The sequence below is a fragment of the Rhodococcus tukisamuensis NBRC 100609 genome, assembly GCF_001894985.1.
Classification (GTDB): Bacteria; Actinomycetota; Actinomycetes; order Mycobacteriales; family Mycobacteriaceae; genus Rhodococcus_G; species Rhodococcus_G tukisamuensis.
On record NZ_BCXG01000004.1, the window covers coordinates 74,387 to 88,550 of the forward strand.

The window sequence follows — 14,164 nt, forward strand, 5'->3', positions numbered from 1 at the left end:
GTAGTTCCGGTCACAGAGAGGATCCGGCCGAGGGAGTTATCCCCCGACCGGATCCCATGGTAGGCGCTCTCACGATCCGTGGAGCAGAACGACCGTGTGAGCGTGTGTCAAGCAGGGTGTGTCAGGCGAGCCGGATCAGCCCGTAGTCGAACGCGTGCCTGCGGTACACGACGGACGGACGGTCGGTTTCCTTGTCGTGGAACAGGAAGAAGTCGTGTCCGACCAGTTCCATCTCGTAGAGCGCGTCGTCGACCGACATCGGGGCCGCCGAGTGGATCTTGGTCCGCACGATCTGCCCCGGGCCCGGCGGATACTCCTCCGACTCGAGGGAGATGTCGGGCGAGATGGCCAGCGAGTCGTCTGTGGCGAGCTCCGCGGTCGCCTCCGCGACCGAGACGGGCGTCTTGTCGCCGTAGTGGACGCGGCGGCGGTCCTTGGTCCGGCGAAGCCTGCTCTCGAGCTTGGCGGTGACGCTCTCGAAGGCGGCGTAGAAACTGTCCGCGGAGGCCTCGGCCCGAGCGACCGGGCCCTTGCCCCGGGCGGTGATCTCCACTCGCTGGCAGTTCTTGGCCTGCCTGCGGTTCCGTTCGTGTTGGAGTTCGACGTCGAAGTGGTAGATCGTCGGGTCGAAGCGTTCGAGTCGTGCCAGCTTCTCCGAGACGTAGACGCGGAAATGGTCGGGGACCTCGACGTTGCGGCCCTTCACGACGATTTCGGCTAGCGGGCCTTCGGGTTGCCCGGTGGTCTCTGCAGCGTCTTCGATGAACACAGAGGCTGTTGAAGGGGTCGTCACGCGTACCTCCAAGATACGGCCGAGCCACAGATGATGACTGTCGGCGGATGAGCTACGCCGGGAGGGGAACCGCCCGACGCCAGGATTTGCGGTATCACCTCCACCAGTTCGTCGGTTGTGTTGGCGACGCTAGTACGAGTTCGGCGGGAGTGCCAGCATTAACGTCGCGTTTCACTCAAGCGGCCGCAATCACCAGCACCGCGGCCACCCGAACCCGCCGCGTCGCGAGGGCCCGGACGGACTCCGCGGCCGTCGCGCCGGTGGTCAGCACGTCGTCGACCAACACCACGCAGTCCCCCCGCCCGGTCCGCGGCGCCGGCGCCACCAGGATTCGTCCCGACAGGTTCTCCACCCGCGCCCGAGCCGACAGTCCAACCGAATCACGAACTCCCCGTGCATATTTCAGAATCTCCGCCACTCGGACCGGTTCCGGCCGCAGCGCCGACGCCGCCGCGCCGACCGCGGCCGCGACCGGATCCCCACCGCGCACACGGGCCGCCCGCGGCCGACTGGGCGCGGGCACCAGGGTCAGCGCGGCCAACTCCGCGGGGTCGATCTCGCCGAGTTCGCGCAGCCGACGCACCGCCGTCGCCAACGCCTGCCCCAGCGGGACCGCGAGGTCCCGTCGGCCACGCTCCTTCGCCGCGATCACCGCCGCCCGGCGGGCCCCGACGTAGCTGCCGACCGCCCAGGCGGGCACCCCCGGGTCGACCCTCGGGGACAGCCGTACCGGCCCGGCCGCCAACGCGACCCGGCACCGCTCGCACCAGAGCGTCCCGACGGCCCCACAGCCGCCGCACTCACGGGGCAGGACCAGGTCCAGCAGCGCACGCACGCACGCAGTGTGCGCCCGCCCACCGACAACCTAGGGCGTGCCTCCTGATCCCACTGGGGTGCACCCGGCGAAACGGGGATTGGGAGACATACCCTAGCCCGGCAGGATCGGGATCGCCTTGACCCCGGTCAACCCGGGCACCTCACGCCAGTAGCGGTCGCCGGCCGGGTCGTTGTTGTTCAGCTGGAACACCGCGCGCGCGTCCGCCACGAACACCGTGGTCACCGATGCGTCGACGGAGCTCACCGGCGCCGAGAGGTTCCGGCTCGGCAGTGCGTCCATCCGGGACCCGTCGACCGCCACGGACACCACCGGGATGTCCGAGGCCGCTCGGGCCACCACGATCGCCTCGCCGCTGCTCCAGTCCAGGGACAGGGCGGGGCTGCCCAGTCCGATCGCGACGGGCCGGGGCGCGGTCAGCGCGTAACCGCCGTCCGGCCTCGGGACCACCGTCGCGACGTACACCTTGCCGTCGACGATCAGCGCCGCCCGGACGCCGTCCCGGGACAGCCGCAGTTCGGTGATCGTGGCGCCCAACGGGGCGAGGTCCGCGGTGTCCACCGGCAGTACCACCAGCTGGCCGCCCTGGGGGTCTCGGACCACCCGCACCACCGAGGTGCCGTCGACGACGGTCCACACCGCCGGCTCGGTGCGCGACCACGTCGGCCGCGTCATCGAGCCCGCCTCGAGGGCCGGCGTCGCGAAGCCCTCGACGGGCCCCACCATCAGCGCGCTCCTGGGCTCCGGCTCGGGCTTGCCGGTGTCGGCCACCGCGGCCGCCAGCCGGCCGTCCCGTGAGAGCGCGATCGACTCCAGCGTGGTGGCGGTGCCGAAGTAGCCGGGCATCGCGCTCACCCCGGTGTCGTTGACGGCCACCAGCGCGCCGTCGACCAGCCCGTGCAGGCCCACTGTCGTGCTCGTGGTCGCCATCGGGTTCGTCGAGGACACGTCGGCGGTGGTCCAGCCGTTCGCGTACCGCTCGTCGAGAGGGGCGCCGTCACCCGTCAGCACGTACGGTCCGGAGATCTCGGCCGCCGCGAGGGTCCACACCACCTGGGCGGCGAGCAGGTCGCGGGCGTTCTGGTCGAGCGCGGACGCGCCGGTGAAGTCGATGTGCAGGCCGCCGAAGCCGACCCCGACCCCGGCGCTGCGGCCGTCCGCCTTGGTGATCGGAGCCAGCACCGACACCTTGCCCGCCATGTTCTGCACCGCGTCGGAGAGCGCGGGCTTGGGTCCGGCGATCAGCAGCTCGATCAGTCGTCCCGGCATCTGTTCCTGGGTCGCGGAGATCCACCGGAGATCCGGCACCACGGTGGTGCCCGACGGGTCCAGGAAGTACAGCGCCTTGCGCTGGTAGGTCTTGAGGAACTGCGGGCGGTCCATGATCACCCCAGGCGGCAGGTCGTCGATCCGCCACTCGCCGTTGACCTTGCTCAGGCGCACCTTCGCCTCGAAGTTTCCCTCCACCGCCTGGTACTGCCCGCCGTCGTCCAACTGGCCGACCCGGTTGGCCCGGATCGTGTAGGTGGCCTGGTCGTCGGCGCGGGACTCCGGCAGCACGTCCACCTTGTCCACGACGGTGGTGCTGGCGGTGTCGTCCCAGCGGTCGGACGCCGCCGGGGTGAGGAACTGGCGAGCCGCCAGGTGCTTGTCCGCCGGGTCGGTGCTGGCCGAGAAGAAGTCCCGCAGCAGCAGGTCCGGTTCCCGGCCAGGCGTCGGCACCGGCACGCTGACGACCACCGGCTCACGGGTGATGGTGCCGATCGCCTGCGGCGACGACGACTCCGGCAGGCTCGCGCAACCGCCGACCACGACGGCGACGGCCAGCAACGCGGCCGTCAGCGAGATCCGCCCGCGACCGCGCCGGCGCTCGCCCGTCACGGCCGCCGCTCCCGCAGGACCGGCACGCTGGAGGCCTGGTCGGGATCGAGGGCCTCACCGGAGGGTTCGGCGTGCCCGCTGTGCGGGCGTTCCGCGCCGGGCAGCGGGCGGCCCTGGACGTGCTTGACGCTCGGCGGCCGCAACGGCAGCGGACTGCTGGTGATCTTGTGCCCGCGCACCAGCGGCAGGGTGAAGCGGAAGCAGGCACCCTCCCCCGGCTCGCCCCACGCCTCGAGCCGACCGTCGTGCAGCCGCGCGTCCTCGACGCTGATCGCCAGACCGAGTCCGGTGCCCCCGGAGCGGCGCACCCGAGACGGGTCGGACCGCCAGAACCGGTTGAACACCAGCTTCTCCTCACCGGGTCGCAGGCCGATGCCCTTGTCCCGAACGATGAATGCGGCCGCGTCTTCGTCGGCGCGCAGGCGCAGCAGCACCGGTTTGCCCTCCCCGTGGTCGATGGCGTTCGCGAGCAGGTTCCGCAGGATCCGTTCGACCCGGCGTGGGTCTGCCGAGGCCAGCACGGGCTCGTCGGGCAGGTCGAGGATCAGTTCGGTCCCGGACTCCCGGGCCAGATGACGGATCGTGGCGACCGCCGCGCGGGCGCTCATCCGCAGGTCCAGCTTCTCGGCCGCCAGCTCCGCCACGCCGGCGTCGTGCCGGCTGATCTCGAGCAGGTCGTTGAGCAGTGACTCGAACCGGTCCAGCTCGGCGACCAGCAGCTCCGAGGACCGGCGCATCGCCGGGTCCAGGTCGGCGCTGCCGTCGTGGATCAGCTCGGCGGCCATCCGGACCGTGGTCAGCGGGGTGCGCAGCTCGTGGCTGACGTCGGAGGTGAACCGTTTCTGCAGGTTGCCGAACTCCTCGAGCTGGGCAATCTGCTTGGACAGGCTCTCGGCCATGTCGTTGAAGGACATCGCCAGCCGGGCCATGTCGTCCTCGCCGCGGACCGGCATCCGTTCGCGGAGCTTGCCGTCGGCGAACCGCTCGGCGATCCGGGACGCGGACCGGATCGGGAGCACCACCTGCCGGGCCACGATCATCGAGATCGCGGCCAGCAGCACCAGCAGCACGACCCCGCCGACGAGCAGGGTGCTGCGCATCAACGACAGGCTCTTGTCCTCGCTGGCCAGCGGGAACACCAGGTACAGCTCGAGCGTGGAGACGTCCGAGGCGGTGGGGCTGCCGATGATCAGCGCGGGACCGCGGTAGCCGTCCGAGTCGGAGACCGTGGCGAACTGGTAGCTGACCTGACCTTTCTTGACGAACTCGCGCAGGTTCGCCGGGATCTGGTCCTCGGGCCCGCTGGAGACCCCCTCGAGCGGCGGGATGCCGGGCACGATCAGCACCGGGTTGAAGGTGCCCGCCGCCCCCGTCGCCGGGCCGGTGTCGGTGCGACTGGTCAGGGCGGCGGCCGCGGCGTCGAGCCGTGCGGCCAGCGAGCTGCTGTCGTCGGATCCGGCCAGCTGGTTCTGCACGGTGTTACGGGCCCGGTCCATCTCCTCCGTCGCGGCACTGATCTTCGCCTCGAGGAGCCGGTCGGTGATCTGGCTGGTCAGCACGACACCGAGGATCGTGATCACCACCAGCGAGAGCGTCAGTGTCGACACGACCACCCGCAGCTGCAGCGAACGACGCCACAGGTGTGCGAGCGAACGGCTCCACCCACGAAAACGACGCAGCACCGGACCGAATGTGCCACCGATCCGGCGCCGCGCGCGAGTACGTCCGATCACGGCGGTCCGGCCTTGTAGCCGACCCCCCTGACCGTGAGCACCACTTCGGGATTCTCCGGATCAGTCTCGACCTTGGCGCGCAGGCGCTGCACGTGCACGTGCACGTTGACCAGCCGGGTGTCCGCGGCGTGCCGGTATCCCCACACCTGCTCGAGCAGCACCTCGCGGGTGAACACCTGGCGGGGCTTGCGGGCCAGCGCGACCAGCAGGTCGAACTCCAGCGGCGTCAGCGCGATGAGCGCGCCCTCGCGGGTCACCTTGTGCGCGGGCACGTCGATGACCACGTCGGCGATGGCGAGCAGCTCGGCCGGCTCCTCCTCGGTGCGACGCAACCGCGCCCGCACCCGGGCCACCAGCTCCTTCGGCTTGAACGGCTTCATCACGTAGTCGTCCGCACCGGACTCGAGGCCCAGCACCACGTCGACGGTGTCCGTCTTGGCGGTGAGCATGACGATCGGCACGCCGGAGTCCGCGCGCAGCACCCGGCACACGTCGATGCCGTTCATCCCGGGCAGCATCAGGTCGAGCAGAACCAGGTCCGGCCGGATCTCCCGGACGGCGGACAGCGCCTGCGTGCCGTCACCGACGACGAAGGGCTCGAACCCCTCGCCGCGGAGCACGATGGTGAGCATCTCGGCCAGGGCCGTGTCGTCGTCGACGACAAGAATGCGTGGCTTCATGGTCTCTATCGTGTCACTTCCGACGGCAACCGACGCTGATTGGTTACGTCGGCGGCGAGTTGGGCCGGATCCACGTCGGGCCCGACCACGGTCCACGGCGAGATCCAGCCGCGCGCGGCGAGCCCGTCGTAGACCTCGCCGGTGCGGGCCTGCAGCCCGCCGTCACGCTCGTAGGCGTCGCGCTGCCGGTCGGCCTCCTCGCCGGCCCGGTCGCGGGCCCGCTGCGCGGCCAGCTCGACCGGCACCCGCAGCAGCACCTGGCGGTCCGGGCGCGGCAGGTCGAAGCGGCCGAACTCGAGTTCCTCGATCCACTGCACGGCCGGCCCGGCGGCTCCCTGGTGGCTGCGGGCCGCGGTGTACGCGGCGTTGGAGGCCACGTAACGGTCGAGCAGCACGACGTCGTGCCCGGCGACCAGTTCCCGCAGTTCCCCCGCCGCATCCCGGCGGTCCAGCGCCCACAACAGGGCCATCGCGTTGACGGACTCGGCGGTGTCGCCGTGGGAACCGTGCAGCGCCTCGGCGCCGAGGTCCGCGTGCACGGAGACCCCGTACCGGGGGAAGGCCAGGGTGGCCACGGACAGTCCGTCCGCGCGCCAGGACGCGACGACGGCGTTCGACAGCGTCCGCTTGCCGGCCCCGTCGAGGCCCTCGAGTGCGATCAGTGTTCCCACGATGATCCAGCTTAACTGCGCGGACGACCGTGGCCGGCCCCGGAGTCCGGGGCCGGCCACGACCGGATCACGCGTTCGGTGCTTCGAGGCGCGAGTGCCTCAGTACCGGTAGTGCTCCGGCTTGTACGGGCCCTCGACGTCGACGCCGATGTACTCGGCCTGCTCCTTGGTCAGCTTGGTGATCGAGCCGCCGAGCGCCTCGACGTGGATCCGCGCGACCTTCTCGTCCAGGTGCTTGGGCAGCCGGTAGACCTCGTTGTCGTACTCCTCCGGCTTGGTCCACAGCTCGATCTGCGCGATGGTCTGGTTCGCGAACGAGTTGGACATCACGAAGGACGGGTGCCCGGTGGCGTTGCCCAGGTTCAGCAACCGGCCCTCGGACAGCACGATGATGCTGTGGCCGTCGGCGAAGGTGAACTCGTCGACCTGCGGCTTGATGTTGATCCGCGTGACGTCGGCGGCGCGCTCGAGGCCGGCCATGTCGATCTCGTTGTCGAAGTGGCCGATGTTGCCCAGGATCGCCTGGTGCTTCATCTGCTTCATGTGCTCGAACGTGATGATGTCCTTGTTGCCGGTGGACGTGATCACGATGTCGGCCTGGCTGATGAACTCCTCGACGGTCTTGACGTCGAAGCCGTCCATCAGCGCCTGCAGCGCGTTGATCGGGTCCGCCTCGGTGACCGTGACGCGGGCGCCCTGGCCCTTGAGCGCCTCGGCGCAGCCCTTGCCGACGTCGCCGTAGCCGCAGACCAGCGCGGCCTTGCCGCCGATCAGCACGTCGGTGCCGCGGTTGATGCCGTCGAGCAGCGAGTGGCGGGTGCCGTACTTGTTGTCGAACTTGCTCTTGGTGACCGAGTCGTTGACGTTGATCGCCGGGAAGACCAGCTCGCCTGCGGCGGCGAACTGGTACAGGCGCAGCACGCCGGTGGTGGTCTCCTCGGTGACGCCCTGGACGGACTCCGCGACGGCGGTCCACTTGGTCGCGTCGGCGGCCAGCGAGGCACGGAGTAACGCCAGGAACACCCTGTACTCGTCCGAGTCGTGATCCTCGTCGGTGGGCGGCACGACGCCGGCCTTCTCGAACTGCGCGCCGCGCAGCACCAGCATGGTGGCGTCACCGCCGTCGTCGAGGATCATGTTCGCGGGCTCACCCGGCCAGGTGAGCATCTTCTCGGCCGCCCACCAGTACTCCTCAAGCGTCTCGCCCTTCCAGGCGAAGACTGGGACGCCCTTGGGCTCCTCCGGGGTGCCGTGCGGGCCGACGACGACGGCCGCGGCGGCGTGGTCCTGGGTGGAGAAGATGTTGCACGACGCCCAGCGGACCTCGGCGCCGAGGGCGACGAGCGTCTCGATCAGCACCGCAGTCTGGATGGTCATGTGCAGCGAGCCCGACACGCGCGCACCCTTGAGCGGCTGCACCTCCGCGTATTCGCGGCGCAGGGTCATCAGGCCCGGCATCTCGTGCTCGGCGAGCCGGATCTCCTTGCGGCCGAACTCGGCGAGCGAGAGGTCCGCCACCTTGAAGTCGATTCCGTTGCGGCTGTCCGCCACGAGGTTGTTCTCAGACACGCTGGTCGTCATCTGCCTCTCCTGTTTGGATTTGTCTCGGCCCAGGCTATCGGGTTCGGACCCCGTCCGAAGACCAGCCGTCCGTGTACGGACCCCCGCCCCGCCGGCATACCCACCCAAAATCTAAGGTGAGGGTAACCAAACAAACGAAGGGTGGTGCGGCATGGTGTCGGCATTGAGGCGGCGGACGGTTCTGTCGATGGGTCTGGTCGCGGCGGCCGTGATGGCGGTCGGCTGCTCCTCGACCTCGGCGGAGGGCACGTCCGAGGCGGGGGCCGGGGCCGCCGCCGAGGCGGGCGCGCTCCCGGTGACGATCGACCACGTGCACGGATCGACCTCGGTCGAGGCGGTGCCGCAGCGGGTCGCCGCGGTGGGCATCGGCGACGCGGACGTCCTGCTCGCCCTCGGTGTGACTCCGGTCCTGGTGCCCGCGTGGAAGGGATCCGTCGACACCGGCGTCGGCGAGTGGGCGAAGCCCGCACTGGCCGGCGCGACGCCGCCCGCGCTGGCCAATGCGACGGCCGGATTCGACGTGGAGAAGGTCGCGGCGTCGAACCCGGACCTGATCGTCGCCGTGAACAACGCCATCGACGCGAACGTCTACGGCCAGCTCAGCGCGATGGCGCCGACCGTGTTGCATGCCGCCGACCAGACCGACTGGATGCTGCCGTGGCAGCAGGTGACCACCCGGATCGGCGACGCCGTGGGTCGTCCGGCCAAGGCCGCGGAGCAGGTCCGCATGGTCGAGGACACCTTCGCCCGCGCCCGCAGCGAGCACCCGGAGTTCGCGGGCAAGTCGGCGATCCTGGTCCGGTACCTCGACGGCGACAAGTTCCGGGCCTACAGCCCCACCTCCGCGCGCGGCCAGCTGCTCACCGAACTCGGATTCGGCGTCCCGGCGCAGCTGCGCGACCGCTTCGGCGATGCGCTCTACACCGAGATCTCCGCGGAGAACCTGGGCCTGCTCGAGGCGGACCTGCTGGTGGTCGACAACTACGACGCGGCCGCCGCGCGGCTCGACGCGCTGCCCACGTTCACGGGCCTGCAGGTGGTCCGCTCCGGCGCGATGGTGGGCCTGGACCCTGTGGTCAGCGACGCCGTCTCCATGCCGAACCCGCTGACCATCCCGTTCTCGGTGAACGCGATGCTGGAGAAGATCAGCCGGACGCCGGTCGGGGCCTGACGGCCGCACGCGCCGCCGCGGCCCAGATCCCGGCCGCGGCGGCGGCGACCACCACGGCGAGGGTCCACCACGGCGTGGACGGCGCGACCGTGCCGGCGTCGACCAGGTCGTAGATCTGCCCGACCGCGAGGGAACCGACCAGGGTCATCAGCCCGCCGAGGGTGCTCAGCATGCCGAAGTGGGCGCCGAGGTGCCGCTCGCCGGCCAGCACGCCGATGGTGTCGCGCATCGGCGGCACCATCAGCATCTGGCCGAGATGCAGGGCGGCCACCCACAGGCCCACGCCGGCCAGCCCGGCGGCCACCGAGTCGGGCGCCAGGGCTCCGGTGACGATCGGGAACAGGAACGACGCGGCGATGACCCCCATGCCGGCGACGATCGCCGTGCGGTGGCCCAGGCGGCGTGCCAGCGCCACCGTCGGCGACTGACCGACGATCACCAGTACCGCCGACGCGACGAAGAACCAGCCGAGCGCGGCCTGCGAGCCGGTGACCCGTTCGAGCTGTTCGGGCAGCATCAGGTACAGCTGGTTGTAGGCCACCAGTTGGACGCCGCACAGCGCGACGAAGACCATGAACCGGCGATTGTGCAGGACCGTCCGCCAGACCACCCGCAGGCCGTCCGGACCCTGGGCGCCGGCCGGCCGGTGCGAGGTGGACGCGTCCGCTGGCAACCAGAGCGCGAACATCACGCCGAGGCCGGCGAAGAGGACGGCCGCCGCGATCGTCGTCCACACGAAGGGCACCCCCAGCAGCAGCGCGCCGAGCGCCGGGCCGATCACGGTGCCGAACCGGCTGCACATCTGCTCGATCCCGAACAGTTCGGTGCGGCGGATCACCCCCGACTCCTCGAGCCCGCGCCCGTAGGCCGCGTTCGCGGCCTCCACCGCGGGTGAGAACAGCGCCGCCGCCAGCCCGACCAGGACCACGCCGACGATCATCGTGGCCAGGCTCGACGCCACCCCCAGCACCACGAAGCCCACCACCCGGATCGCGATGCCCAGCAACACCATCGGGCGAACCCCGAACCGGTCGGCGAGGCTGCCGCCGAGGAAGAACATGCCCTGCTGGCTGAAGGTGCGCAGGCCCAGGACCAGGCCGATGGCCCACCCCGCCAGGTGCAGGTCGTCGGCCAGGTGCACCGCGAGGAACGGCACCACGAGATAGAAGCCGATGTTGAACAGCACCATCGACGCCAGGATCAGGCGCACCGCCGGAGGCAGGGTGCGCGCCGTTCTCAGCGCCGAGGTGACGGGACCGAGAGGGCGGACACGCAGCACGAGTGGTCAGCCTAGTCGGGTCGCACCGGGCGCAGGGACCCCGCGACCGGGCAGCTACGCGTGCGCGCCGATGATCGCCTCGATGAACGGCACGAAGGTCCGCGACAGGTCCTCTGCCACGTCCCGGTCCGAGTCGGGCGGCATCGAGATGTAGCTGATCGCCAGGCGGACGATGCCCCGGCTGAGAATTCCGGCCTCGGCGGGCGGGGCCTGGACCCAGCTGCGTTCCAGCGTCTCGGCGAGCCTCGCCGAGGCGTGCTCGAGCAGCGGCCCGCTGTCGGTGGTGATCAGCCGGAGCAGGTCGGGCTTCGCCTCCCCGGTCAGCAGCGACTGCACCAGCGGATCGGAGGCGCTCTGCCGGAAGAACGTGGTGAAGCCCTCGACCAGGGCCACATGCGGCCGGCCCGCGTTGGCGTAGATCGCGTCCTCGACGGCGCCGACGAAGCGGTCCGCGAGCCGCAGGGCATAGGCCTGCGCGAGCCCCTGCCGGGACTTGAACTCGTTGTAGACGGTCTGCCTGCTGACCTGCGCGCCCGCCGCGACATCGGTCATGGTCACCTCGGACCAGTCCTTCACCGACAGCAGGTCCCGCATCGCGTCCAGAACCGACTCCCGCAGGAGGGTGCGGGTGGCCTGCTGGTACGGGAGTCGGTTCGACGGAGCCATGGTGGCGAGAGTGGCATTCCGGGTGCGCGGCGTCAAACGTGCACGGCCGTCGCACGCGCGGAGCCGGGAGCGGCGGCCAGCGCGGCCAGGTCCTCGGACTCGTCCGCCAGCAGCGCCGGGTCGACGGCCGGGTGCTCGGCGATCAGCGTCCGCGCCGCCCGGACGTCCTTCGGCCGGCCGATCGTCACCGCACCAACCAGCCGCCCCGCCCGCCGGGTCAGCACGGTGAAGTCGCGGCCCGCGATGCTGCCCCGGACCACGAGCTCGTCGTCGGACTGCGGCCAGCCTGCCACCTGGAGGCTGAGTCCGTACTGGGAGGACCAGCACCACGGCACCTCCCGCACGGCCTCGGCGGGGCCGCCGGTCAGCGCCGCGTGCATCGCCCGCGCGGCCGCGGCTCCCTGCACCTGCGCGGAGTTCCAGTGCTCCGTCCGGTGCCGGCCACCGAGCACCGGATTGGGGCGGTTGGCCACGTCGCCCGCGGCGTACACCCCCGGCGCCGAGGTGGCGAAGGACTCGTCCACCACGATTCCGTCGGCGGTCTCGAGCCCGGCCCGCTCCCCAAGGTCCATGTTCGGCGCCATCCCGACGGCCAGCAGCGCCGCGCCCGCGGACCAGGTCCGGCCGTCGTCGGCGCGGGCAAGCACGCCGTCGCCGTCGCCGACCAGTTCGTCGAGCCGCACCGAGGTGTGCAGCTCGACGCCGTGCTCACGGTGAAGCTGCTCGAAGAGCGCGCTCACCCGCGGCGGCAGCACCCGGTGCAGGAGCGTGGGCGCCGCCTCGAGCATGGTCACCTCGGCGCCGAGTCCTCGCGCGGTCGCGGCCACCTCCGAGCCGATCAGGCCCGCGCCGACGACCAGGATCGAGTTCGTGCGGCCGAGGGCCTCGCGCAACGGTGCGACGTCGCCCATCGCTCGCAGCACCCGCACCGCGTCCCCTCCCGAGTGGTCGACGGTGCGGGCGCGCCCGCCCGTCGCCAGCAGCAGCGCATCGTACCGCAGGTTCTCGCCCGAGTCGAGACGGACCGTGCGGCCCGCCACGTCGACGGAGACCGCCACGACACCCGAGCGCACGTCGATCCGCCGTTCGGCCCAGTAGCCGGCCGGGCGCAGCCTGGACCTCTCCTCGGCCGACGCATCGAGCAGCAGGTCCTTGGACAGGGCCGGCCGGCGGTACGGGTGCGCGGGATCGTCACCGATCACCGTCACGGTCCCCGCGAAGCCCTCCGCGCGCAGCGTCTCGGCGGCGGTGATCCCGGCGATCCCGGTCCCGACGATCACGACCGAGGTCATGACCGAGCGACCTCGACCATGTCGAAGTCGGCCTTCGCGGCGCCGCAGTCCGGGCAGCTCCAGTCGTCCGGAATGTCGTCCCACCGGGTGCCCGGGGTGATGCCGTCGTCGGGCCACCCCAGCTCCTCGTCGTACTCGAAACCGCATTGCACGCATCGGTACAGCTTCATCACGCGCTCCTCTCGAAATCGATCTTCTCCCGCACTCCGCAGTCCGGGCAGCACCAGTCGTCGGGGACCGAGTCCCACCCGGTTCCGGCCGGGAAGCCCTCGCGCGGAGCACCTTTCGACTCGTCGTAGACGTACTCACACACCGGGCACCGGTAGGCGGCCATGATCACGCCACCCCGAACCGGGCGTAGATGCGCTCGCGCTTGGCCGGCTGCACGTTCACCCGGGTGATGTCGCCGTCGTAGTGGTCGAGGACGCGGTGGTCCATGACCTTGCGCCAGACCGGCGGGAAGTACGCGAGGGTGATCATGCTGGCGTAGCCGCTGGGCAGGTTCGGCGCCCCGTCCATGCTCCGCAGCGTCTGGTAGCGCCTGGTCGGGTTGGCGTGGTGGTCACTGTGCCGCTGCAGGTGGTACAGGAAGATGTTCGTGCAGATGTGGTCGGAGTTCCAGCTGTGCGCGGGGGCGCAGCGCTCGTAGCGTCCGCTCGCCGTCTTCTGCCGGAGCAGGCCGTAGTGCTCGAGGTAGTTCACGGTCTCGAGCAGCGAGAACCCGTACACCGCCTGGATCACCAGGAACGGCAGCACCTCCCAGCCGAAGCCGGCCACCAGCGCCGCATACAGGACCACCGACATCAGCCAGGCGTTGAGCACGTCGTTGTGGATGCTCCACACGCTCTTGTCCAGCCGCTCCATCCGGGCCTTCTCGAGTTCCCACGACGACCTCAGGCTGCCCCAGACGCTGCGCGGCAGAAAGGTCCAGAAGGACTCGCCGAAGCGCGCGCTTGCGGGGTCCTCCGGGGTGGACACCCGGACGTGGTGTCCGCGGTTGTGCTCGATGTAGAAGTGCCCGTAGAACGTCTGGGCCAGGGTGATCTTCGAGAGCCACCGCTCGAGCTCGTCCTTCTTGTGCCCCAGTTCGTGCGCGGTGTTGATGCCGATGCCGCCCATGACACCGATGCTCAGCGCCAGCCCGATCTTCGACGCGAGCGAAAGCCCGCCGTCGATGCCGAGCCAGCTCAGGTTGTCCGCGGTCCACAGGTAGCAGGCGAACGCCAGGCTCGCGAGCTGGAACGGGATGTAGACGTACGTGCAGTACCGGTAGTACTTGTCGTTCTCGAGCCGCTCCATCACCTCCTCGGGCGGGTTCTGCCCGTCCGGCCCGAAGAAGATGTCGAGCACCGGCAGCAGCCCGTAGACGAGGATCGGCCCGATCCACCACCACACCGGTGCGACCGCGGACCAGCCCAGTTCGTTGAATCCCCAGACCAGTCCGGCCGCGAGGAACACCGCCGTCGGCGGGATCAGCCCCAACAGCCAGAGATGCCGCTTCTTGTCTCGCCACTGCGCGGCGGGTACCTGCGCCTCCGGGTCGACTCGCATTGCCACGACTGCCTCCTCTCGAGGGCCGGCC

At 70.7% G+C, this 14,164-nt stretch carries 14 protein-coding genes; 1 reads left to right on the forward strand and 13 read right to left on the reverse strand.

Features of this window, described 5'->3' with window-relative positions; translation table 11 throughout:
- Positions 1-121 precede the first annotated feature (121 nt).
- The 7 genes from hpf to ahcY form a co-directional block, all read right to left on the reverse strand.
- The gene (gene hpf, locus RT2_RS05845) at positions 122-793 is read right to left on the reverse strand and encodes a ribosome hibernation-promoting factor, HPF/YfiA family (protein ID WP_072843603.1); all 672 of its coding nucleotides are present in this window, start codon (positions 791-793) and stop codon (positions 122-124) included.
- Between the two features lie 175 nt (positions 794-968).
- A complete protein-coding gene (locus tag RT2_RS05850) occupies positions 969-1,628 on the reverse strand; it encodes a ComF family protein (RefSeq protein ID WP_072843604.1) in 660 nt (219 codons plus the stop codon).
- A 93-nt stretch (positions 1,629-1,721) separates the two neighbouring features.
- Entirely contained in the window at positions 1,722-3,509 is a 1,788-nt protein-coding gene (gene lpqB / locus RT2_RS05855) for an MtrAB system accessory lipoprotein LpqB (RefSeq protein WP_072843605.1), read from the reverse strand.
- Positions 3,506-5,242, reverse strand: coding sequence for an MtrAB system histidine kinase MtrB (mtrB, locus tag RT2_RS05860; RefSeq protein ID WP_083577104.1), 1,737 nt, complete (start codon positions 5,240-5,242; stop codon positions 3,506-3,508). The genes lpqB and mtrB overlap by 4 nt, the downstream gene beginning before the upstream one ends.
- Complete coding sequence (gene mtrA / locus RT2_RS05865; RefSeq protein ID WP_174556676.1) at positions 5,239-5,931, reverse strand: MtrAB system response regulator MtrA; 693 nt, start codon at positions 5,929-5,931, stop codon at positions 5,239-5,241. The genes mtrB and mtrA overlap by 4 nt, the downstream gene beginning before the upstream one ends.
- Positions 5,928-6,593 (reverse strand): dTMP kinase, encoded by a 666-nt coding sequence (locus RT2_RS05870; RefSeq protein ID WP_072843607.1) that lies wholly within the window; start codon positions 6,591-6,593, stop codon positions 5,928-5,930. Before RT2_RS05870 ends, mtrA begins: the two co-directional genes overlap by 4 nt.
- A gap of 99 nt (positions 6,594-6,692) precedes the next feature.
- The gene (gene ahcY, locus RT2_RS05875; protein WP_072843608.1) at positions 6,693-8,174 is read right to left on the reverse strand and encodes an adenosylhomocysteinase; all 1,482 of its coding nucleotides are present in this window, start codon (positions 8,172-8,174) and stop codon (positions 6,693-6,695) included.
- Between the two features lie 151 nt (positions 8,175-8,325).
- Between ahcY and RT2_RS05880 the strand changes: the two genes are divergently transcribed.
- Entirely contained in the window at positions 8,326-9,345 is a 1,020-nt protein-coding gene (locus RT2_RS05880) for an iron-siderophore ABC transporter substrate-binding protein (protein WP_072843609.1), read from the forward strand.
- Here RT2_RS05880 and RT2_RS05885 read toward each other — a convergent pair.
- The 6 genes from RT2_RS05885 to RT2_RS05910 are packed head-to-tail and all read right to left on the reverse strand — an operon-like array spanning position 9,320 to position 14,133.
- Positions 9,320-10,624 carry an MFS transporter gene (locus tag RT2_RS05885; protein ID WP_245709418.1) on the reverse strand — a complete coding sequence of 435 codons (1,305 nt, stop codon included), beginning with the start codon at positions 10,622-10,624 and terminating at the stop codon, positions 9,320-9,322. The two genes, RT2_RS05880 and RT2_RS05885, sit on opposite strands and share 26 nt — an antisense overlap.
- A gap of 54 nt (positions 10,625-10,678) precedes the next feature.
- The gene (locus RT2_RS05890) at positions 10,679-11,290 is read right to left on the reverse strand and encodes a TetR/AcrR family transcriptional regulator (protein WP_072843610.1); all 612 of its coding nucleotides are present in this window, start codon (positions 11,288-11,290) and stop codon (positions 10,679-10,681) included.
- A 32-nt stretch (positions 11,291-11,322) separates the two neighbouring features.
- Positions 11,323-12,582 (reverse strand): NAD(P)/FAD-dependent oxidoreductase, encoded by a 1,260-nt coding sequence (locus RT2_RS05895; RefSeq protein ID WP_072843611.1) that lies wholly within the window; start codon positions 12,580-12,582, stop codon positions 11,323-11,325.
- Positions 12,579-12,752, reverse strand: a complete 174-nt coding sequence (locus tag RT2_RS05900) for a rubredoxin (protein WP_072843612.1) — start codon at positions 12,750-12,752, stop codon at positions 12,579-12,581. Before RT2_RS05900 ends, RT2_RS05895 begins: the two co-directional genes overlap by 4 nt.
- Positions 12,752-12,916 carry a rubredoxin gene (locus tag RT2_RS05905; RefSeq protein WP_072843793.1) on the reverse strand — a complete coding sequence of 55 codons (165 nt, stop codon included), beginning with the start codon at positions 12,914-12,916 and terminating at the stop codon, positions 12,752-12,754. The genes RT2_RS05900 and RT2_RS05905 overlap by 1 nt, the downstream gene beginning before the upstream one ends.
- 2 nt (positions 12,917-12,918) lie before the next feature.
- Positions 12,919-14,133, reverse strand: coding sequence for an alkane 1-monooxygenase (locus RT2_RS05910; RefSeq protein ID WP_072843613.1), 1,215 nt, complete (start codon positions 14,131-14,133; stop codon positions 12,919-12,921).
- Between the last annotated feature and the right edge of the window lie 31 nt (positions 14,134-14,164).

Excerpts from the sequence above, each read along its gene's own strand:
- ahcY (WP_072843608.1), bottom strand. The coding sequence starts at position 8,174 with ATGACGACCAGCGTGTCTGAGAACAACCTCGTGGCGGACAGCCGCAAC.
- RT2_RS05880 (WP_072843609.1), top strand. The coding sequence starts at position 8,326 with ATGGTGTCGGCATTGAGGCGGCGGACGGTTCTGTCGATGGGTCTGGTC.
- RT2_RS05890 (WP_072843610.1), bottom strand. The coding sequence starts at position 11,290 with ATGGCTCCGTCGAACCGACTCCCGTACCAGCAGGCCACCCGCACCCTC.
- RT2_RS05895 (WP_072843611.1), bottom strand. The coding sequence starts at position 12,582 with ATGACCTCGGTCGTGATCGTCGGGACCGGGATCGCCGGGATCACCGCC.
- RT2_RS05900 (WP_072843612.1), bottom strand. The coding sequence starts at position 12,752 with ATGAAGCTGTACCGATGCGTGCAATGCGGTTTCGAGTACGACGAGGAG.
- RT2_RS05905 (WP_072843793.1), bottom strand. The coding sequence starts at position 12,916 with ATGGCCGCCTACCGGTGCCCGGTGTGTGAGTACGTCTACGACGAGTCG.
- RT2_RS05910 (WP_072843613.1), bottom strand. The coding sequence starts at position 14,133 with ATGCGAGTCGACCCGGAGGCGCAGGTACCCGCCGCGCAGTGGCGAGAC.